Origin of the sequence: Pseudomonas asiatica (genome assembly GCF_040214835.1) — a bacterium.
GTDB lineage: Bacteria > Pseudomonadota > Gammaproteobacteria > Pseudomonadales > Pseudomonadaceae > Aquipseudomonas > Aquipseudomonas putida_Z.
The window spans coordinates 3,766,267-3,787,533 of record NZ_CP157874.1 but is presented as its reverse complement, the minus strand read 5'-3'; the positions used below and the strand labels follow the sequence as shown (position 1 = coordinate 3,787,533).

The following is a 21,267-nucleotide window of genomic DNA, read 5'->3' as shown; positions in this document are numbered from 1 at the left end:
ATTGAGCGCTAGAAGGCAGTCCGTATCGTGCCAGCGATGAATATGGATAAATGGATTGCCCTCGTCCGTGACCGGATGGAGGAGCTAGGGCTTACTCAAGAGCAGCTTGCCGAGCGCGTTGGCGTGTCTCAAGGCAGCGTGGGGCATTGGGTGAACAAGCGGCGTCAGCCGAAGATCGAGTCGATGAATCGCACATTCGTCGAGATTGGCATGCCCCATTACAACGTCAGCCTACAGTTGCGCATTGTTGGTCAGGTTGGCGAGGAGCGTGGCATTTACGAGGTCGATGACTCCGATGATGACCTGGACCTCATGCAATACATCGTGTGCTTCCGCTACCCGGTGCTGGGCTGGGATGAGCTAGGTATCGCAGATGGGGCGGAGCCAGGTGTGTTCGAGCAGACGGACTATCTGGCCCAAGGCAAGGCGTTCTGGCTGACTGTCGAGAATGATGCGATGAGTGCCGCCAGTGGCCGCAGTGTGCCGCAGGGCATGCGGATGTTGGTGGACCCTGGGGTAGATGCCGAGCCAGGGCGTCTGGTTATCGCTCGTCAGCCGGGCAAACCGGCGATTTTCCGTGAGCTGGCGGAGGAAGGTGGGCAACGGTACCTGAAGGCACTCAACAGCAACTACCCGGCGCTGCTGTGTGAGGATGGTTGCGAGTTTCTGGGGGTGGTCGTGCGAGTGCATGGCTCCTTCTAGATTGCCGGGGCTGCTGCGCAGCCCTTTCGCGACACAAGGCCGCTCCCACAAGTACCGCACCAACCTCAGGGCATGCACCGTACCTGTAGGAGCGGCCTTGTGTCGCGAAAGGGCCGCAAAGCGGCCCCCCAGGAGTCTTACTCCGCCAGTTCGACCAGCACCGTCCCTTCGCTGACCATATCCCCTTCCTGGCAGAACAACGCCTTCACCGTGCCGCCATGTGGCGCGCGAATGCTGTGCTCCATCTTCATGGCCTCCAGCACTACCAGCGCCGTACCTGCTTCCACCACCTGCCCAGGCTCCACCAGCACCCGCACGATGCTGCCGTTCATGGGCGCGCCCAGGCCGCCCTGGTGGCTGTGGCTGGCCTCGGCCTCGGCAATCGGGTCGAAGGCTTCGATGGCATGCATCTCGCCATCCCACTGCAAGTACAACGTGCCACCGCGGCGAATCGCCAGATGCTGGCGTCGCACGCCAGCCTGGTCATGCACCAATTGCTCGCCCAGCAACTGCCAGGTAGACGCAGCGCTGCGTTCCAGGGCAACCGCCTGGTCCTGCCCACCACTCGCCAGGTGCAGGCTGCTGCGCGCCGGCAGGCCCAGGCGCAGGCCGTTGCGCTCGGCCCACGGCGAACTGCGGTCGTCCTCTCGCTGGTGTACGGCCTGGCCCTGCAACCAGGCCTCGGCCGCGGCTTCCCAGAAGCCTGCCGGCAGCGCTCGAGGCGCGGGCAGCAAAACCTCCTGGTGACGCGGAATGAAGCCAGTATCCAACTCCGCTGCGGCAAACGCCGGGTGGGCGAGAATGCGCCGCAGGAAGGCGATGTTGGTCTTCAACCCGCCAATGGCAAACTCGTCGAGCATGGCCAGCAAGCGCAGGCGCGCCTGCTCGCGGTCTTCGCCCCAGGCGATCAGCTTGCCCAGCATCGGGTCGTAGAACGGCGACACCACATCACCTTCGCTGACCCCGCTGTCCACCCGTCGCCCCTCGCCGGCTGCCGACTCGCGGTACAGCGCCAGCTTGCCGGTCGCGGGCAGGAATTCGTTGGCCGGGTCCTCGGCATACAGGCGCACTTCGATGGCATGGCCGATCAGCGGCACCTGTTCCTGGGTGATCGGCAGGGCCTCGCCGCAGGCCACGCGAATCTGCCAGGCCACCAGGTCGAGCCCGGTAATGGCCTCGGTGACCGGGTGCTCCACCTGCAGGCGGGTGTTCATCTCCATGAAGAAGAACTCGCCACGGGCATCGAGCAGGAACTCCACGGTGCCGGCGCCCACGTAGCCGATGGCCTGGGCCGCGCGTACCGCCGCTTCACCCATGGCCCGGCGCAATTCGGCCGACAGGCCTGGCGCAGGGGCTTCTTCCACCACCTTCTGGTGGCGGCGCTGGATCGAACAGTCACGCTCGTTGAGGTACAGGCAGTTGCCGTGCTGGTCGGCGAATACCTGGATTTCCACATGGCGCGGCTTGAGCACGTACTTTTCCACCAGCATGCGCGCATCGCCGAACGACGACTGTGCCTCACGCTGGGCCGAGGCCAGGGCGTCGGCCAGCTGGCTTTCTTCCTCGACCACTTTCATGCCCTTGCCACCGCCGCCGGCGCTGGCCTTGAGCAGCACCGGGTAGCCGATGCGTTCGGCGGCGGCGCGGAAGGTGTCCAGGTCCTGGGCTTCGCCGTGGTAGCCCGGCACCAGTGGCACGCCAGCGGCTTCCATCAGTGCCTTGGCCGCCGACTTGCTGCCCATGGCGTCGATGGCGCTGGCCGGTGGGCCGAGGAAGATCAACCCGGCCTCTTCGATGGCGCGGGCGAAGCCTGCGTTCTCGGACAGGAAGCCATAGCCCGGGTGGATGGCCTGGGCGCCGCTGGCCTTGGCTGCGGCCAGCAGCTTGTCGACCAGCAGGTAGCTTTCGGCAGCCTTGGTGCCGCCGAGGTCGACGCGGATATCGGCTTCGCGGCTGTGCCGGGCATCACGGTCGGTGGCGCTGTGCACGGCCACGGTGGTCAGGCCCATGGCCTTGGCGGTGCGCATCACCCGGCAGGCGATTTCGCCGCGGTTGGCGACCAGCAGGGTGGTCAAAGCGGGGCGGCTCATGGGCGCGGCTCCTTCTTGTCGTCGGTTTGCCAGGCGGGGCGGCGTTTTTCCAGGAAGGCGCGCAGGCCCTCCTGGCCTTCGGTGCTGACGCGGATGCGGGCGATGGTGTTTTCGCAGTAGCGGCGCAGGGCCGGGCTGAGTTCACCGTCGTCCACTTCACGCAGCAGGTCCTTGGTGGCGCGCAGCGCTTGCGGGCTGTTTTGCAGCAGGTTGCTCACCCAGGCTTCGACCTGGGCGTCCAGTTCGCTGGCCGGGTAGACCTCGGCCAGCAGGCCCAGCTCGCGGGCCCGCACGCCGCTGAAACGCTCGGCGGTGAGGGCATAGCGGCGCGCGGCACGCTCGCCGATGGCCTTGACCACGAACGGGCTGATCACTGCCGGGGCCAGGCCGATGCGTACTTCCGACAGGCACAGCTGGGCGTCTTCGGCGCCGATGGCCATGTCGCAGCAGCTGATCAGGCCCAGCGCGCCGCCAAAGGCCGCGCCTTGCACCACGGCCAGGGTCGGCGCCTTGAGGCGGTGCAGGGCGTACATCAGCTCGCCCAGCTCGCGGGCATCATCCAGGTTGGTGTTGAAGTCCAGCTGCGCCGACTGCTGCATCCAGGCCAGGTCGGCGCCGGCGCTGAAGTGCCGGCCGCGGCCGCGCAGCAGCACGAAGCGCAGGCTGGCGTCCTCCGCCAACTGGTCGAGGGCGATGATCAGTTCGCGGATCATCAAGGCGTTGAACGCGTTGTTCTTGTCCTCGCGGCTCAGCCACAGGGTGGCGAAGCCGCGCGGGTCGCGGATCACTTCGAGGGTGCTGAAATCGCTCATGGGTCACATCCGGAAAATGCCGAAGCGGCTCTGTTCGATCGGTGCGTTCAGCGCGGCGGACAACGCCAGGCCGAGCACGTCGCGGGTCTGTGCCGGGTCGATGACACCGTCGTCCCACAGGCGGGCGCTGGAGTAGTAGGGGTGGCCCTGGTGCTCGTACTGGTCGAGGATCGGCTGCTTGAGCCGGGCTTCGTCTTCGGCGCTGAACGGGTGGCCACTGCGCTCGCTCTGTTCGCGCTTGACCTGGGCCAGCACGCCGGCGGCCTGTTCGGCCCCCATCACGCCAATCCGCGCGTTGGGCCACATCCACAGGAAGCGCGGGTCGTAGGCACGGCCGCACATGCCGTAGTTGCCGGCGCCGAAGCTGCCGCCGATGATCACCGTGAACTTTGGCACCTGGGCGCAGGCCACGGCAGTGACCAGCTTGGCGCCGTGCTTGGCGATGCCGCCTTCTTCGTACTTCTTGCCGACCATGAAGCCGGTGATGTTCTGCAGGAACAGCAGCGGGATGCCGCGCTGGCAGGCCAGTTCGATGAAGTGCGCGCCTTTTTGCGCGGCCTCGGCGAACAGGATGCCGTTGTTGGCGAGGATCGCCACCGGGTAGCCGTGCAGGTGGGCGAAGCCGCACACCAGGGTGGTACCGAACAGCGCCTTGAACTCGTCGAACACCGAGCCGTCGACCAGGCGCGCGATCACCTCGCGCACGTCGAACGGTTGCTTGGCATCGGCCGGCACCACGCCATACAGCTCATCGGCGGCATACAGCGGTGCCACCGGGGCCAGGCGCTGCAGCTTGCCCAGCTTGTGCCAGTTGAGGTTGGCCACGCTGCGTCGGGCCAGGGCCAGGGCGTGTTCGTCGTTGTCGGCATAGTGGTCGGCCACGCCGCTGGTGCGGCAGTGCACATCGGCGCCGCCGAGGTCTTCGGCGCTCACCACTTCACCGGTGGCGGCCTTTACCAGTGGGGGGCCGGCGAGGAAGATGGTCGCTTGCTGGCGCACCATGATCGCTTCGTCGGCCATCGCGGGCACGTAGGCACCGCCGGCAGTGCACGAGCCCATCACCACGGCAATCTGCGGAATGCCCAGTGCGCTCATGTTGGCCTGGTTGAAGAAGATCCGCCCGAAGTGTTCGCGGTCGGGGAACACTTCGTCCTGGCGTGGCAGGTTGGCGCCGCCGGAGTCCACCAGGTAGATGCACGGCAGGCGGTTCTGCAGGGCGATGGTCTGCGCCCGCAGGTGCTTCTTCACCGTCAGCGGGTAGTAGGAACCGCCTTTGACCGTGGCGTCGTTGGCCACGATCATGCATTCCACGCCTTCGACGCGGCCGATGCCGGCGATCACGCCCGCAGCAGGCACGTCTTCGCCATATACCTCATGGGCAGCCAGTTGGCCGATTTCGAGGAACGGCGAGCCCGGGTCCAGCAGGCGGTCGATACGCTCGCGCGGCAGCAGCTTGCCACGTGAAGTGTGCCGCTCCTGGGCCTTGGGCCCGCCGCCCTGGGCCACTTGGGCGAGCAGGCCGCGCAGGGCCTGGACCTGTTCGAGCATGGCCGCGCTGTTGCCGGCGAACTCCGCCGAACGCGGGTTGATCTGGGTGTGCAAGGTAGCCATGTGCGCCCGTCCCCTTGTGCTCAGCGGGTTTCGTTGAACAGTTCGCGGCCGATCAGCATCCGGCGGATTTCGCTGGTGCCGGCACCGATCTCGTACAGCTTGGCGTCGCGCAGCAGGCGGCCTGCCGGGAATTCGTTGATATAGCCGTTGCCGCCGAGAATCTGGATCGCCTCCAGGGCCATTTGCGTGGCGCGCTCGGCGGTGTACAGGATCACCCCGGCGGCGTCCTTGCGGGTGGTCTCGCCACGGTCGCAGGCCTGGGCCACGGCATACAGGTAGGCGCGGCTGGCGTTGAGCTGGGTGTACATGTCGGCGATCTTGCCCTGGATCAGCTGGAACTCGCCGATGCTCTGGCCGAACTGCTTGCGGTCGTGAATGTAGGGCACCACCAGGTCCATGCAGCTTTGCATGATGCCGGTCGGGCCGCCGGACAGTACCACGCGCTCGTAGTCCAGGCCGCTCATCAGCACGCGCACGCCACCGTTGAGCTGGCCGAGGATGTTTTCTTCCGGTACTTCGACGCCGTCGAAGAACAGCTCGCAGGTGTTGGAACCACGCATGCCCAGCTTGTCGAACTTGTTGCTGCGGCTGAAGCCTTTCCAGTCACGCTCGACGATGAACGCGGTGATGCCGTGCGCGCCCTTGTCCAGGTCGGTCTTGGCGTAGATCACGTAGGTGTTGGCGTCCGGGCCGTTGGTGATCCAGGTCTTGCTGCCGTTGAGCACGTAGTGGTCGCCGCGCTTTTCCGCGCGCAGCTTCATCGATACCACGTCGGAACCGGCGTTGGGCTCGCTCATGGCCAGGGCGCCGATGTGCTCGCCGCTGATCAGCTTGGGCAGGTACTTGAGCTTCTGCTCGTGGCTGCCGTTGCGGTTGATCTGGTTGACGCAGAGGTTGGAGTGGGCACCGTAGGACAGGGCCACCGAGGCCGAGCCACGGCTGATTTCTTCCATCGACACCACGTGGGCCAGGTAGCCCAGGCCGGCACCGCCGTATTCTTCCGGCACGGTGATGCCCAGCAGGCCCATGTCGCCGAACTTGCGCCACATGTCGGCCGGGAACAGGTTGTCGTGGTCGATTTGCGCGGCGCGCGGGGCCAGTTCGGCGGCGACGAAGGTGCGCACCTGGTCGCGGAGCATGTCGATGGTTTCGCCCAGGGCGAAGTTCAGGGTGGGGTAATGCATGCTGGGGGCACCTTCTTGTTCTTGAAATTGGGTAACACCGTAGCTCAAGGGCTATCCACCGGCCCTGTGGGAGCGGGTTTACCCGCGAATACGTCAGCAGGGCCACCGTCATTGCCTGGATGATCGCATTCGCGGGTAAACCCGCTCCCACAGGGTCGGTGGTGCGCCGACAAACCCGATGTCGTTTTCACCTTTACGTTAACGTAAACCTGCATGCGCTTACTGTCAATCGACTCATCACCTTTACGTAAACGTAAATCTGCGCCAGAGTATTCCCGCTTGCTTCAGTCGTGCCCAGAACAACCACAAGAAGGGACACCCATGAGTCAACCAAGCTATACCCGCGGTCGCCAGGACCAAGCCTTGCTGACCCAGACCATCGGCCAGGCCTTCGACGCCACCGTGGCCCGTTGTGCCGACGGCGAGGCCCTGGTGTCGCACCATCAGGGCCTGCGCTACAGCTGGCGGCAGTTGGCCGAGCAGGTCGAGGTGCATGCTCGTGCCCTGATGACCCTGGGCGTGAACACCGGCGATCGGGTCGGCATCTGGTCGCCCAACTGCGCCCAGTGGTGCATCCTGCAGTTGGCCAGCGCCAAGGTCGGCGCGATTCTGGTCAACATCAACCCGGCCTACCGCGTGGGCGAGCTGGAATACGTGCTGCGCCAGTCCGGTTGCCGCTGGCTGGTGTGTGCCGATGCCTTCAAGACGTCTGACTACCACGCCATGGTCCAGGAGCTGGCGCCGGAGCTGGCCAGCGCCACCCCCGGTGAAATGGCCAGTGAACGCCTGCCCGACCTGCGCGGTGTGGTCAGCCTGGCCGCCAACCCGCCGGCAGGCTTCCTGCCTTGGCAAGCGCTGGCCGCGCGGGCAGGGCAGACCTGCGTCGAGGCTTACGCGAAGCGCCAGCAAAGCCTGCAGTTCGACCAGCCGGTGAACATCCAGTACACCTCCGGCACCACCGGCGCACCGAAGGGCGCCACGCTCAGCCACTACAACATCCTCAACAACGGCTTCATGGTCGGCGAAAGCCTGGGCCTGACCGCACGCGACCGCATGGTGATCCCGGTGCCGCTGTACCACTGCTTCGGCATGGTCATGGCCAACCTCGGCTGCATCACCCACGGCAGCACCATGATCTACCCCAACGACGCCTTCGACGCCGAGCTCACCCTGCGCGCCGTGGCCGAAGAGCGCGCCAGCATTCTCTATGGCGTACCAACCATGTTCATCGCCATGCTCGACCACCCCGCGCGCGCGCAAATGGACCTGTCGACCCTGCGCAGCGGCATCATGGCCGGCGCCACCTGCCCGATCGAGGTGATGCGCCGGGTCATCGACCAGATGCACATGGCCGAAGTGCAGATCGCCTACGGCATGACCGAAACCAGCCCGGTGTCGCTGCAGACCGGCCCGGACGACGACCTGGAGCTGCGCGTGACCACCGTCGGCCGCACCCAGCCGCAGCTGGAGAACAAGCTGGTGGACGCAGACGGCTGCATCGTCCCGCGCGGCGAGATCGGCGAGCTGTGCACCCGCGGCTACAGCGTGATGCTCGGCTACTGGGACAACCCCCAGGCCACGGCAGATGCCATCGACCCAGCCGGCTGGATGCATTCGGGCGACCTGGCGGTGATGGACGAGCACGGCTACGTGCGCATTGTCGGGCGCAACAAGGACATGATCATTCGCGGCGGCGAGAACATCTACCCGCGTGAACTGGAAGAGTTCTTCTACACCCACCCGGCGGTAGCTGATGCGCAGGTGATCGGCATCCCGTGCAGCCGTTATGGCGAGGAGATCGTCGCCTGGATCAAGCTGCACCCGGGGCACAGTGCCACGGTCGAGGAACTGCAGGGCTGGTGCAAGGCGCGCATTGCCCACTTCAAGGTGCCGCGGCATATCCGCTTTGTCGACGAGTACCCGATGACGGTGACCGGCAAGGTGCAGAAGTTCCGCATGCGGGAGATCAGTGTGGCGGAGATATCGGCTTCAACTGCTGGTTGATGCATTGATGCTGCCGGCCCTTTCGCGGGTGAACCCGCTCCCACAGGGACCGCGCCGACCTCGAACGCGGCGCTGTACCTGTGGGAGCGGGTTCACCCGCGAAAGGGCCGGTCCTGCCTATGTCGATCCTGGTCTACCCTTAAGCCTTCACCGGTGGTTCCTGGCTCGGCGGGTCACCCACCGTCGGCGGCACGGTCGGCTTGATCGGCAGCTCGTCCGGGTCTTCCTCCGGCACGGGCGGCGGCAGGCTCGGGTCGTCGATGTTGGGATCGGGAGTCTCCGGTGGAATGGGAATGTTCATGGCCTGACCTCGCTTGGGTAATTGAAGAGGTGCTGCAGGCTTCGACCCCTGGCAGCTGCCGTTCGCTCAATTTTTTTGAACCCCACGCCTGTGCCCGGCTCTGAACCCTTACCGCCACCAGCCTGAGGGAGCAAGGTCCGATGTCACGAAACGAGCCCTTCGAAAGCGTGCCCATGGCCAACGATCACCCGGACCAGGCCATCAGCCTGTCCCAGGCGCTGCTGGCGCCGCGCATCGTGATCGAAGACACCCAACCCGTGCTCGAAGCCGGCACCTTCGCCGCCAAGGCCATCAGCGGCCAACCGGTGGCGGTCAGCAGCAAGGTCTACAGCGACGGCCACGACCGCCTGGCGGTGATGCTCAACTGGCGCCAGGCCCACAGCCGGCGCTGGCATTGCATACCCATGCACTCGCCGGGCAACGACCTGTGGCTGGCCGAGTTCACCCCCACCGAACTGGGCCCGCACCTGTTCAGCATCGAGGCCTGGATCGACCCGTTCGCTACCTATTGCCACGACCTGGAGAAGAAGTACCACGCCGGTGTCGAGGTCCGGCTGGAGCTGGAAGAGGGCCGATTGATGCTGGGCAAGGGCATCGAGCTGTGCAACGGTGCCCTGCGCGAGGAGCTCCAGGCCTTGCAGCAGCGCCTGCCCACGCTGAATGCCGACGACCAGGTGGCGCTGTTTCTCGACCCCGCCACCGCCCGCCTGATGAGCGATGCCGAGCACCGCAGCTACCTGGCCCGCAGCCGTGAATTCCCCGTCGATGTCGACCGCCCGGCCGCGCAGTTCGCCAGCTGGTACGAGCTGTTCCCGCGCTCGATCACCGACAGCCCCGAGCGCCACGGTACCTTCAATGATGTGCACGAGCGCCTGCCGATGATCCGCGACATGGGCTTCGACGTGCTGTACTTCCCGCCCATCCACCCCATCGGCATGCAGCACCGCAAGGGCCGCAATAATGCCCTCACGGCAGAGCCCGGCGACCCGGGCAGCCCGTATGCCATCGGCAGCGCGGAAGGCGGCCACGAGGCGATTCACCCGCAGCTGGGCAGCCGCGACGACTTCCGCCGCCTGGTGGCCGCAGCGGCCGAGCATGGCCTGGAAATCGCCCTCGACTTCGCCATCCAGTGCTCCCAGGACCACCCCTGGCTCAAGCAGCACCCCGGCTGGTTCAGCTGGCGACCGGACGGCACCATCCGCTATGCCGAGAACCCACCGAAGAAGTACCAGGACATCGTCAACGTCGATTTCTATGCCCCCGAGGCCGTGCCCTCGTTGTGGCTGGCCCTGCGCGACGTGGTGGTCGGCTGGGTCGAGGAGGGGGTGAAAACCTTCCGCGTCGACAACCCGCACACCAAGCCACTGCCGTTCTGGCAATGGCTGATTGCCAATGTGCGCAGCCGGCACCCCGAGGTCATCTTCCTCGCCGAAGCCTTCACCAAGCCGGCGATGATGGCCCGCCTGGGCAAGGTCGGTTACGCGCAGAGCTATACCTACTTCACCTGGCGCAACCACAAACAGGAACTGCGCGAGTACTTCGAGCAGCTCAACCAGCCGCCATGGAGCCAGTGCTACCGGCCCAACTTCTTCGTCAACACCCCCGACATCAACCCGTACTTCCTGCACACCTCCGGCCGTGCCGGCTTCCTCATCCGCGCGGCGCTGGCCACCATGGGTTCGGGGCTGTGGGGCATGTACTCGGGCTTCGAACTGTGCGAAGGCACACCGCTGCCGGGCAAGGAGGAGTACCTGGATTCGGAGAAGTACGAAATTCGCCCACGCGACTTCAGCCAGCCCGGCAACATCATTGCCGAGATCGCCCAGCTCAACCGTATCCGCCGGCAGAACCGCGCCTTGCAGACCCACCTGGGCGTGGCGTTCTTCAACTGCTGGAACGACAACATCCTGTACTTCGCCAAGCGCACGCCCGAGCGCGACAACTACATCCTGGTGGCAATCAGCCTCGACCCGCACAACGCCCAGGAGGCGCATTTCGAGCTGCCGCTGTGGGAGCTGGGGCTGGATGACAACGCCGAAACCCAGGGTGAAGATCTGATGAACGGCCATCGCTGGTCGTGGTACGGCAAGACCCAATGGATGCGCATCGAACCCTGGCATCTGCCGTTCGGTATCTGGCGCATCGAAAAGGCCCGTTAACCTGTGGGAGCGGGCGTGCCCGCGAAGCAGGCGCCGCGGAGCATGGCACCGGCTTCGCCGGTGTTCGCGGGCACGCCCGCTCCCACAGGGGTCGTGTCAAGTCAGTTGCTTGTGCATTGGGGCCAGAGCAACCAGGAATTGAAAGGAGTCGCACATGGCCAAGCGTTCCCGCCCGGCAGCCTTCATCGACGACCCGCTGTGGTACAAGGACGCCGTCATCTACCAGCTGCACATCAAGTCGTTCTTCGATTCGAACAACGACGGCATCGGCGATTTCGCCGGCCTGATCAGCAAGCTCGACTACATTGCCGAGCTGGGCGTCAACACCCTGTGGCTGCTGCCGTTCTATCCCTCGCCACGCCGCGACGACGGCTACGACATCGCCGAATACAAGGCCGTGCACCCCGACTACGGCAACCTGGCCGATGCCCGCCGCTTCATCGCCGAGGCGCACAAACGCGGCCTGCGGGTAATCACCGAGCTGGTCATCAACCACACCAGCGACCAGCATCCCTGGTTCCAGCGCGCCCGCCATGCCAAGCGCGGCAGCAAGGCACGGGACTTCTACGTGTGGTCGGATGACGACCAGAAGTACGACGGCACGCGCATCATCTTCCTCGACACCGAGAAGTCCAACTGGACCTGGGACCCGGTCGCCGGCCAGTACTTCTGGCACCGCTTCTACTCGCACCAGCCCGACCTCAACTTCGACAACCCGCAAGTGCTCAAGGCTGTGATCGGGGTGATGCGCTTCTGGCTGGACCTGGGTGTCGATGGCCTGCGCCTGGACGCCATCCCCTACCTGATCGAGCGCGATGGCACCAACAACGAGAACCTTGCCGAAACCCACGACGTGCTCAAGGCGATCCGCGCCGAAATCGACGCCAACTACCCCGACCGCATGCTGCTGGCCGAGGCCAACCAATGGCCCGAGGACACCCGCCCGTACTTTGGCGAAGGCGAGGGCGACGAATGCCACATGGCCTTCCACTTCCCGTTGATGCCGCGCATGTACATGGCCCTGGCCATGGAAGACCGCTTCCCGATCACCGACATCCTGCGCCAGACCCCGGAAATCCCCGCCAACTGCCAATGGGCGATCTTCCTGCGCAACCACGATGAGCTGACCCTGGAAATGGTCACCGACCGCGAGCGCGACTACCTGTGGAACTACTACGCCGAAGACCGCCGCGCCCGCATCAACCTGGGCATCCGCCGCCGCCTGGCGCCGTTGCTGCAGCGTGACCGGCGGCGCATCGAACTGCTCACCAGCCTGCTGCTGTCGATGCCCGGCACGCCCACCCTGTACTACGGCGACGAACTGGGCATGGGCGACAACATCTACCTGGGCGACCGCGACGGTGTGCGCACGCCCATGCAATGGTCGCCGGACCGCAACGGCGGTTTCTCCCGCGCCGACCCGCAGCGCCTGGTGCTGCCGCCGATCATGGACCCGCTGTACGGCTACCAGACCGTCAACGTCGAAGCCCAGGCCAACGACCCGCACTCGCTGCTGAACTGGACCCGGCGCATGCTGGCGGTGCGCAAGCAGCAAAAGGCCTTCGGCCGCGGCAGCCTGCGCACCCTCACGCCGAACAACCGGCGCATCCTCGCCTACTTGCGCGAGTACACCGACGCCGATGGCAACACCGAAGTCATCCTGTGCGTGGCCAACGTTTCCCGCGCCGCCCAGGCGGCTGAACTGGAATTGTCACAATACGCCGACAAAGTACCGGTGGAGATGCTCGGCGGCAGCGCTTTCCCGCCAATCGGGCAACTGCCGTTCCTGCTGACCTTGCCACCCTACGCCTTCTACTGGTTCCTGCTGGCCAGCCACGATCGCATGCCCAGCTGGCACATCCAGGCCACCGAGGGGTTACCCGAATTGACCACACTGGTATTGCGCAAACGCCTGGAAGAACTGCTGGAGGCTCCCTCCAGCGATACCCTGCAAAGCGCCATCCTGCCGCAGTACCTGCCCAAGCGGCGCTGGTTCGCCGGCAAGGAAGGGCCGATCGACCAGGTGCGCCTGTGCTACGGCGTGCGTTTCGGCACCGCCACCACACCGGTGCTGCTTAGTGAAATCGAAGTGCTCAGCGAGGGTGTAGCTACCCGCTATCAGCTGCCGTTCGGCCTGCTGCCCGAAGAGCAGATCAACAGCGCACTGCCACAACAGCTGGCCCTGTCACGGGTGCGCCGTGCCCATCAGGTTGGGCTGATCACCGATGCCTTCGTCCTCGAGCCATTCATCCGCGCGGTGCTGCGTGCCTGTGAGGGCGGCATGCGTCTGCCTTGTGGCAACGGCGAGGGCGAGCTGCGCTTCGAAAGCACGCAGCAGTTGGCGGGCCTGGCGTTGAGCGACGAAAGCAGCGTGCGCTACCTCAGCGCCGAGCAGTCCAACAGCTCGGTGGTGATCGGCGACCAGGTGGTGCTGAAGCTGATTCGCCGGGTCAACCCGGGTGTGCACCCAGAGCTGGAAATGAGTGCCTACCTGACCGCCGCAGGCTTTGCCAACATTTCGCCGCTGCTGGCCTGGGTCAGCCGGGTGGATGAGCAGGGTGCGCCACACCTGCTGATGATCGCCCAAGGCTACCTGAGCAACCAGGGCGACGCCTGGGCCTGGACCCAGAACACCCTGGAACGGGCCATCCGCGACCAGATGGAACCTTCCAGCCTCGACGCCGATGCGCACACCGATGCACTGGCCGAACTCACCGGCTTTGCCGCCTTGCTCGGCCAGCGCCTGGGCGAGATGCACCTGCTGCTGGCTGCACCGACCAATGACGAGGCCTTTCAGCCGCGCCCGAGCGATGCCGACGACAGCGAACGCTGGAGTGCGCAGATCAGCGCCGAACTCACCCATGCCCTCGACCTGCTGGCCCAGCACCGCGACAGCCTCGACAGCGAAAGCCAGGCGCTGGTCGACGACTTGCAGCAACAGCGCGACGGCCTGGCCCAGCACATCGCCAACCTGACCCGCCAGGCCCAGGGCGGCCTGCTGATGCGCGTGCACGGCGACCTGCACCTGGGCCAGGTGTTGGTGGTGCAGGGCGACGCCTACCTCATCGATTTCGAAGGTGAACCGGCCCGGCCGCTGCAAGAGCGTCGGGCAAGACACAGCCCGTACAAGGATGTCAGCGGCGTGCTGCGATCCTTCGACTATGCTGCTGCCATGATCTTGCGCAGCGCGTCTGCGGTCGACCTTTCCGACCCGGCGCGCCAAGCCCGGCAACGGGTTGCCAGGCAGTACCTGCACCAATCGCGGCATGCCTTTGTCGAAGCCTATGGCCTGGCCACCGCGGCCATGCCCCACGCCTGGCAACAGGCCGAGGGCGAGCGTGCCGCACTGGAGCTGTTCTGCCTGGAAAAAGCTGCCTACGAAATCACATACGAAGCCGAGAACCGTCCGAGCTGGCTGGCCGTGCCTTTGCATGGCCTGCATGGACTGATCAGTACCTGGGGAGAGTCATAGATGAATGCAACCACGCGTGAAAACGGCGGCCTTCGGCAACGGGACCTCGACGCCCTGGCCCGCGCCGAGCACGCCGATCCATTTGCGGTACTCGGCCCCCATGGCGACGGCGCGGGCGGGCAGGTGGTCCGCACCTTCCTGCCCAATGCCCTGAATGTGCGCATCCTGGCCCGGCATGACGGGCGCATCCTCGCCGAAATGGAGCAGGGCAGCCTGCCGGGGCTGTTCACCGCGCACCTCGATGAGGCACACCCGTACCTGCTGCAGATCGGCTGGGCCGGTGGCGAGCAGATTACCGAAGACCCCTACAGCTTCGGCCCGCAACTGGGCGACATGGACCTGTACCTGTTTGCCGAAGGCAACCACCGCGACCTGTCCGGGCGCTTCGGCGCCCAGCCTATCCAGGTCGATGGTGTCGACGGCGTGTGTTTCTCGGTGTGGGCGCCGAACGCGCGGCGGGTGTCGGTGGTGGGTGACTTCAACAACTGGGATGGCCGCCGCCACCCCATGCGCCTGCGCCACAGCGCCGGGGTGTGGGAGCTGTTCGTGCCGCGCCTGGGCGTGGGCGAAACCTACAAGTTCGAGGTGCTGGGCAAGGACGGCATACTGCCCCTGAAGGCCGACCCGTTGGCGCGCGCGACCGAACTGCCGCCAAGCACCGCCTCCAAGGTAGCGGGGGCGCTCAGCCACGACTGGCAAGACCACGACTGGATGGCGCAACGCGCGCAGCGCCATGCCTACAGTGCGCCGCTGTCGATCTACGAGCTGCACCCAGGGTCGTGGCGCTGCGAGCTGGACGAGGCGGGCGAGGTGGGGCGCTATTACAACTGGCGCGAGCTGGCCGAGCGCCTGGTGCCGTACGTTCAGGAGCTGGGCTTCACCCATATCGAACTGCTGCCGATCATGGAACACCCGTTCGGCGGCTCCTGGGGCTACCAGCCGCTGTCGCTGTTCGCGCCCACCTCGCGCTACGGCAGCGCCGAGGACTTCGCCGCCTTCATCGACGCCTGCCACCAGGGCGGCATTGGCGTGCTGCTCGACTGGGTGCCAGCGCATTTCCCCACCGATGAACACGGCCTGGCGCGTTTCGACGGCACCGCCCTGTACGAATACGACAACCCCCTGGAGGGCTACCACCAGGACTGGAACACACTGATCTACAACCTTGGCCGCAACGAAGTGCGCGGCTTCATGATGGCCTCGGCGCTGCACTGGCTGAAGCACTTCCACATCGATGGCCTGCGTGTCGATGCAGTGGCCTCGATGCTGTACCGCGACTATTCGCGCAAGGCCGGCGAATGGGTGCCAAACCGCCACGGCGGGCGCGAGAACCTGGAGGCCATCGACTTCATCCGCCACCTCAACGGCGTGGCGGCCCACGAGGCCCCGGGCGCGCTGATCATCGCCGAGGAGTCCACCGCCTGGCCCGGCGTCAGCCAGCCGACTCAGCAGGGCGGCCTGGGCTTTGCCTACAAGTGGAACATGGGCTGGATGCACGACACCTTGCATTACATCCAGAACGACCCGGTGCACCGCACTTACCATCACAACGAGATGAGCTTCGGGTTGATCTATGCCTATTCCGAGCACTTCATCCTGCCCATTTCCCACGACGAAGTGGTGCACGGCAAGCATTCGCTGATCGACAAGATGCCCGGCGACCGTTGGCAGAAGTTCGCCAACCTGCGTGCCTACCTCACCTTCATGTGGGCGCATCCGGGCAAGAAGCTGCTGTTCATGGGCTGCGAGTTCGGCCAGTGGCGCGAGTGGGACCACGATGGCGAGCTGGACTGGTACCTGCTGCAGTACCCTGAGCACCAGGGCGTACAGCGCCTGGTCGGCGACCTCAACCGCCTGTACCGCGAGGTGCCGGCGTTGCACGAGCAGGATTGCCAGCCGCAGGGGTTCCAGTGGCTGATTGGTGACGATGCGCAGAACAGCGTGTATGCCTGGCTGCGCTGGAGCAGCAGTGGCGAGCCGGTGCTGGTGGTGGCCAACTTCACCCCGGTGCCGCGCGAGGGGTATCGCATTGGCGTGCCGTTTGGTGAGCGCTGGGAGGAGCTGTTGAACAGTGACGCAGAGCTGTATGCCGGGTCCAATGTCGGCAACCTGGGGGTGGTGGAGAGTAACGAGATTGCCAGCCATGGCCAGCCGCAGTCGCTGGCCCTGAACCTGCCGCCGCTTGGGGTTCTGATAATGAAACCAGCCTGATGTGTTGCTTGTACTGGCCTCTTCGCGGGTAAACCCGCTCCCACAGGTATTGCACAAGCTTCAGACCCTGTGCGGTCCTTGTGGGAGCGGGTTCACCCGCGAAAGGGCCGAACCTGCCTACCACCGCATCCGCACCCCTAGGCTGCCAATCAACCCATTCAGATCATTGTCGTCCACATCACTGCTGTAATCGGCACTGACAAACAGCGCCACCGAAGGCGTCACCCGCGCCACCAGCCCCAACCCCAGTTCCACCGTGGTCGAGTAGCGCGAGCTGGAGATCTTGTCGACCTGGTCCAGCTTCACCTCATCGGCATTGCTGAAGTCATACCACACGTTGGTCCGCACATAGGGTTCGATCGGCATGCCGCGTACTTCATAACGCCCGGACAGCCTGGCGCCGACTCGGCCGCTCCAGCTCGGCTGGCTGTCGAAGGCCTGCAAGGTCTCTTCCTGCGCCCGGCTGCCGGGGAAGAACTGCTGGTTGATCAACTGCGCCTGCGGCTCGATCACCCAGCCGCCACCCAGGCCGATGGGGATGCCGCCTTCCAGCGAGAAGGTCATCGCGTGGCCGCTGTCGTCCAGTCGCTGGCCGTTCTCGCCACGGCCATTGACGTCGATGCGCGAACCCATGGCCACGGCATCCAGGTGCCAGCCCTGTTCATGGGTCATGCTCCAGTAAACCCCCAGGCTTTCACCGCTGAGGTTCACGGCGTTGCGTTGCTTGTCGCCCAACAGCCGGCGCATGCCGTTGAAGCTGGTCTGCAGGTTGTTTTGCCCCACGAAGATCCCCGCGCGGTGCACATTGCCCGCTGCAGTTTCACGCACGAACAGGTCCGGGCCGATCGTCAGTTGCTGGCTGGGTGCCTCCAGCTGGTCCGGGGGCTGCGCGCCACCGCGCGCGGTGGTGGGGAAGAACTGCGCCCACTGGCTGGCGACCAGGTCCGGTGCAGCCTGCCCGTGGCGCTCGCTCATCTTCTGCGAGAACGCATTCAAGGTACCGATACTCAAGCCACTGGCGCTGACCGGGTCGAGCGACAGCTGTGGTACTGCCGGCTGGTGCAGGAAACCGGGCGAGGCCGGGTCGTCCTGCAGTTCATACGCGATAGTTTCCACCGGGGTTGCCAGAAGCAGCGACGTGGAAACCGCGTAGAAAATGCTGTCGAAGCGCAAGAGGTTCGAGGTGCTTTTCATGGCGGATCTCCTTTGTTTTTGTGTTACAGCCCTAGGACCTGGCCTGTTGTCACGAGCTGTACGGCAAAAACAGTGGGCGACCCAAACCAGCACGCCAGGCTTTCGCCAGCGCGCACGAAGGCGCGAGCTAGAGGCCCGGCGCGAGATCTTTACTGCTTGATATGTTCAGCTAAGGAGAGGCCGCCGCTTGCGTCAAGAAAGTGTGAAGGAAGTGTTCAGGATCCGTGGTTTTGTTCAACGTGTTGATTCTTTTGATAAGTCTGCGAGGTATAGCGGGGTTCGCTATTTGTCGTGGCGTGGCTATGAAGAATGATTGCTAAGCCTGACTTCGACCGACAACGGCAGGTGGTCCGACAGGTGCGACCAAGGTTTGTGCCCCAGAATCCGCGGCCCATGGCTTTCGGCGTTGCGCAGGTAGACGCGGTCCAGGCGCAACAGCGGCAGCCGCGCAGGATAGGTGCGGGCCAGATGCCCATGGTGGCGCTCGAAGGCCTCGTGCAGGTCACGCTGCAGGCCCAGGGTGCGGTTGCCGTGGGATTTCCAGTCGTTGAAATCGCCGGCGATGATCACCGGGGCCTCGGCGGGCAAGGACTCGAGCAGCTTGCGCAGCAGTTGGAGTTGTTTCTGGCGATGGCTTTCCAGTAACGACAGGTGCACGCAGATGGCATGCACCTGGTGCTGGCCGGGCACATCGAGGATGCAGTGCAGCAGGCCACGTCGTTCGGGGCCGGTGATCGACACGTCGAGGTTGCGATGTTCGATGATCGGGTATTTGGACAGCAGCGCGTTGCCGTGGTGGCCGTCGGGGTAGACCGCGTTGCGGCCGTAGGCGAAGTCGCTCCACATGCTGTCGGCGAGGAACTCGTACTGCGAAGTCTGCGGCCAGCCGGGGTAGCGCGCGGCGTGGCGGTCGTGGCTGCCGAGCACTTCCTGGAGGAAGACGATGTCGGCCTGGGTGCTGCGCACCGCCTCGCGCAGTTCCGGCAGGATGAAGCGCCGGTTGAAGGCGGTGAAGCCCTTGTGGGTATTCACCGTCAGCACCTGCAGCCGCTTCACGGCCGGGGCCTGGTTGACACTGGCGAAACCTTTACTGCCGGCTTCGGGGTTCACGGTTACTCCTCGGGCAACGGGTTTGCGCGGATCCTTGTAGGAGCGGCCTTGTGTCGCGATCGGGCCGCGCAGCGGCCCCGTTTGTCAGCACCAAGGCAAGAATAGTTGGGGCCGCTGTGCGGCCCGATCGCGACACAAGGCCGCTCCTACACAAGGGACACATACCAGCGGGTTCAGGTTCACTCCTCATCACGCTGCAACACCATCAGCAGCAACGATCGCCCCTTCACCTCAAAGGTGCTGTCGAACTGCAGATGCTGCCCCTTGCGCAGCTCTGGCCGGTCGGTATCGACCAGGCAGCTCCAGTAATCCCCTTCGGGCACGGTCGGCAACTCGAACGGAACGATGTCATGGTGGGCATTGACGATCAGCAACACGGTGGCCTCGGCGCCTGGCCGGGCAATGCCGCTGACCTGGGCACGGCCATCGATCAGCATGCCCAGGCAACGCCCGTGCGGGTCTTCCCATTGCTCAACGCTCATCTCGTTGCCATCCGGTGCCAGCCAGGTCACGTCCTTGACGCCGATCGCCTCATTGTAGTCGCCCACCAGAAAGCGCGAGCGGCGCAATACCGGGTAGGCCAGGCGCAGGCGGGTCAGGCGCTTGACGAAGGCCAGCAGCTCTTCGCCTTCCTGGTCCAGGTCCCAGTTCACCCAGCCGATCTCGCTGTCCTGGCAATAGGCATTGTTGTTGCCGTGCTGGGTGCGGCTGAACTCGTCACCGGCGACGATCATCGGCGTGCCCTGGGCCAGCAGCAGGGTTGCGAAATAGTTGCGCATCTGGCGCATGCGCAGGGCATTCACGGCTGGGTCGTCGGTCGGCCCCTCGACACCGCAGTTCCACGACAGGTTGTTATCGGTGCCGTCCTGGTTGTTCTCGTCGTTGTCTTCGTTGTGCTTGTGGTTGTACGACACCAGGTCGCGCAAGGTGAAACCGTCGTGGGCGGTGACGAAGTTGACCGAGGCATAGGGGCGCCGGCCACGGTTGTTGAACATGTCCCCCGAGGCGGTCATGCGCGAGGCAAAGTCGGCCAGTTGGCCTTCGTCGCCTTTCCAGAAGGCGCGCACGGTGTCGCGGAAGCGGTCGTTCCACTCTGCCCAGCCCGGGGCGAAGTTGCCCACCTGGTAGCCGCCCGGGCCGCAGTCCCAGGGCTCGGCAATCAGCTTCACCTGGCTCAGCATCGGGTCCTGGCGGCAGGCGACGAGGAAGCCGTGGCGTTCGCTGTAGCCGTCGTGGTAGCGGCCAAGGATGGTCGCCAGGTCAAAGCGGAAGCCGTCCACGTGCATTTCGCCGGCCCAGTAGCGCAGCGAGTCGGTGACCAGCTGCAGCACGCAGGGGTGGCTTAGGTCCAGGGTGTTGCCGGTGCCGGAATCGTTGATGTAGTAACGCTTGTCGTCCGGCATCAGGCGGTAGTAGGAGGCGTTGTCGATACCGCGCATCGACAGCGTCGGGCCGCGCTCGTTGCCTTCGGCGGTGTGGTTGTAGACCACGTCGAGGATCACCTCCAGCCCGGCGTCGTGCAGGTGCGCGACCATTTCCTTGAATTCGGCGATCTTGCCGCTGGCCAGGTAGCGCGGGTGGGGGGCGAAGAAGGCGATGCTGTTGTAGCCCCAGTAGTTGTTCAGGCCCTTGTCCAGCAGGTGCTGGTCGTTGACGAAGGCGTGAATCGGCAGCAGCTCGATGCTGGAAACGCCCAATTCCTTGATGTGCTTGAGCAACTCGTCATTGGCCAGGCCGGCGAAGGTGCCGCGCAGTTCTTCCGGTACCGCCGGGTGGCGCATGCTGATGCCACGGGTGTGGGCCTCGTAGATGATCGTGCGCTCCCAGGGGATCAGCACGCGCTGGTCGCGGCCCCAGGTGAAGGCGGGGTCGATCACCTTGCACTTGGGCACGAACGGCGCGCTGTCGCGCTCGTCGAACGACAGGTCGCCGTCGGGGTGGCCGATGGTGTAGCCGAACAGTGCTTCGGACCATTGCAGGCTGCCGACCAGTTGCTTGGCATACGGGTCGATCAGCAGTTTGTTGGGGTTGAAGCGGTGGCCGTTCTCCGGCTCGTACGGGCCGTGCACGCGGTAGCCGTAGACCAGCCCTGGGTGCGCGTCGGGCAGGTAGCCGTGGTAGATCTCGTCGGTGTATTCGGGTAGCTCGATGCGTTCGATTTCGTGCTCGCCGGTGGAGTCGAACAGGCACAGCTCGACCTTGGTGGCGTTGGCCGAGAACAGGGCAAAGTTGACCCCAAGGCCATCCCAGGTGGCGCCGAGGGGGAAGGGCAGGCCTTCGCGGATACGCGACGGGGCGACCGAGCGGGTTTTCTTCGGGGTGCGGGGGCTCATGGCGGTCCTCTGTGGCCGTGGTGGTGGAGGGAGCTGCGTAGGCCTGTACCGGCCTCTTCGCGGGTGAACCCGCTCCTACAGGGA

At 65.2% G+C, this 21,267-nt stretch carries 13 protein-coding genes; 5 read left to right on the top strand and 8 right to left on the bottom strand.

The annotated features are described in order from the left end of the window. Positions 1–36 precede the first annotated feature (36 nt). Positions 37–702 carry a LexA family transcriptional regulator gene (locus ABNP31_RS16985; protein WP_054572480.1) on the top strand — a complete coding sequence of 222 codons (666 nt, stop codon included), beginning with the start codon at positions 37–39 and terminating at the stop codon, positions 700–702. 137 nt (positions 703–839) lie between these two features. Here ABNP31_RS16985 and ABNP31_RS16980 read toward each other — a convergent pair whose 3' ends face one another. The 4 genes from ABNP31_RS16980 to ABNP31_RS16965 are packed head-to-tail and all read right to left on the bottom strand — an operon-like array spanning position 840 to position 6,399. Next, positions 840–2,792 carry an acetyl/propionyl/methylcrotonyl-CoA carboxylase subunit alpha gene (locus ABNP31_RS16980; RefSeq protein WP_085664646.1) on the bottom strand — a complete coding sequence of 651 codons (1,953 nt, stop codon included), beginning with the start codon at positions 2,790–2,792 and terminating at the stop codon, positions 840–842. Then, entirely contained in the window at positions 2,789–3,604 is an 816-nt protein-coding gene (locus ABNP31_RS16975; RefSeq protein ID WP_238066608.1) for a gamma-carboxygeranoyl-CoA hydratase, read from the bottom strand. Before ABNP31_RS16975 ends, ABNP31_RS16980 begins: the two co-directional genes overlap by 4 nt. 3 nt (positions 3,605–3,607) lie before the next feature. Next, on the bottom strand, positions 3,608–5,215 hold the full coding sequence (locus ABNP31_RS16970) for a carboxyl transferase domain-containing protein (RefSeq protein ID WP_013973340.1): 1,608 nt from the start codon (positions 5,213–5,215) through the stop codon (positions 3,608–3,610). Positions 5,216–5,235: 20 nt separating this feature from the next. Then, the gene (locus tag ABNP31_RS16965; RefSeq protein ID WP_025339821.1) at positions 5,236–6,399 is read right to left on the bottom strand and encodes an isovaleryl-CoA dehydrogenase; all 1,164 of its coding nucleotides are present in this window, start codon (positions 6,397–6,399) and stop codon (positions 5,236–5,238) included. Positions 6,400–6,720: 321 nt separating this feature from the next. Between ABNP31_RS16965 and ABNP31_RS16960 the strand changes: the two genes are divergently transcribed. After that, the gene (locus ABNP31_RS16960) at positions 6,721–8,403 is read left to right on the top strand and encodes an AMP-binding protein (protein ID WP_085664648.1); all 1,683 of its coding nucleotides are present in this window, start codon (positions 6,721–6,723) and stop codon (positions 8,401–8,403) included. Between the two features lie 139 nt (positions 8,404–8,542). Here the strand turns inward: ABNP31_RS16960 and ABNP31_RS16955 are convergent, their stop codons facing one another. Next, entirely contained in the window at positions 8,543–8,704 is a 162-nt protein-coding gene (locus tag ABNP31_RS16955; RefSeq protein ID WP_003251307.1) for a hypothetical protein, read from the bottom strand. A gap of 140 nt (positions 8,705–8,844) precedes the next feature. On the opposite strand from ABNP31_RS16955, the gene ABNP31_RS16950 reads away from it, so the two are divergent. From ABNP31_RS16950 to glgB, 3 genes are all read left to right on the top strand, one after another. Further along, positions 8,845–10,863 (top strand): alpha-1,4-glucan--maltose-1-phosphate maltosyltransferase, encoded by a 2,019-nt coding sequence (locus tag ABNP31_RS16950; RefSeq protein WP_238066606.1) that lies wholly within the window; start codon positions 8,845–8,847, stop codon positions 10,861–10,863. A gap of 154 nt (positions 10,864–11,017) precedes the next feature. Then, positions 11,018–14,335, top strand: a complete 3,318-nt coding sequence (gene treS / locus ABNP31_RS16945; RefSeq protein ID WP_350012566.1) for a maltose alpha-D-glucosyltransferase — start codon at positions 11,018–11,020, stop codon at positions 14,333–14,335. After that, entirely contained in the window at positions 14,336–16,546 is a 2,211-nt protein-coding gene (gene glgB, locus ABNP31_RS16940; protein ID WP_350012565.1) for a 1,4-alpha-glucan branching protein GlgB, read from the top strand. A gap of 117 nt (positions 16,547–16,663) precedes the next feature. On the opposite strand, the gene ABNP31_RS16935 is transcribed toward glgB, so the two are convergent. From ABNP31_RS16935 to glgX, 3 genes are all read right to left on the bottom strand, one after another. Further along, on the bottom strand, positions 16,664–17,740 hold the full coding sequence (locus tag ABNP31_RS16935; RefSeq protein ID WP_025339816.1) for an autotransporter domain-containing protein: 1,077 nt from the start codon (positions 17,738–17,740) through the stop codon (positions 16,664–16,666). 300 nt (positions 17,741–18,040) lie between these two features. Then, the gene (locus tag ABNP31_RS16930; RefSeq protein WP_025339815.1) at positions 18,041–18,850 is read right to left on the bottom strand and encodes an endonuclease/exonuclease/phosphatase family protein; all 810 of its coding nucleotides are present in this window, start codon (positions 18,848–18,850) and stop codon (positions 18,041–18,043) included. A 179-nt stretch (positions 18,851–19,029) separates the two neighbouring features. Further along, positions 19,030–21,183, bottom strand: a complete 2,154-nt coding sequence (gene glgX / locus ABNP31_RS16925; protein WP_075045673.1) for a glycogen debranching protein GlgX — start codon at positions 21,181–21,183, stop codon at positions 19,030–19,032. Between the last annotated feature and the right edge of the window lie 84 nt (positions 21,184–21,267).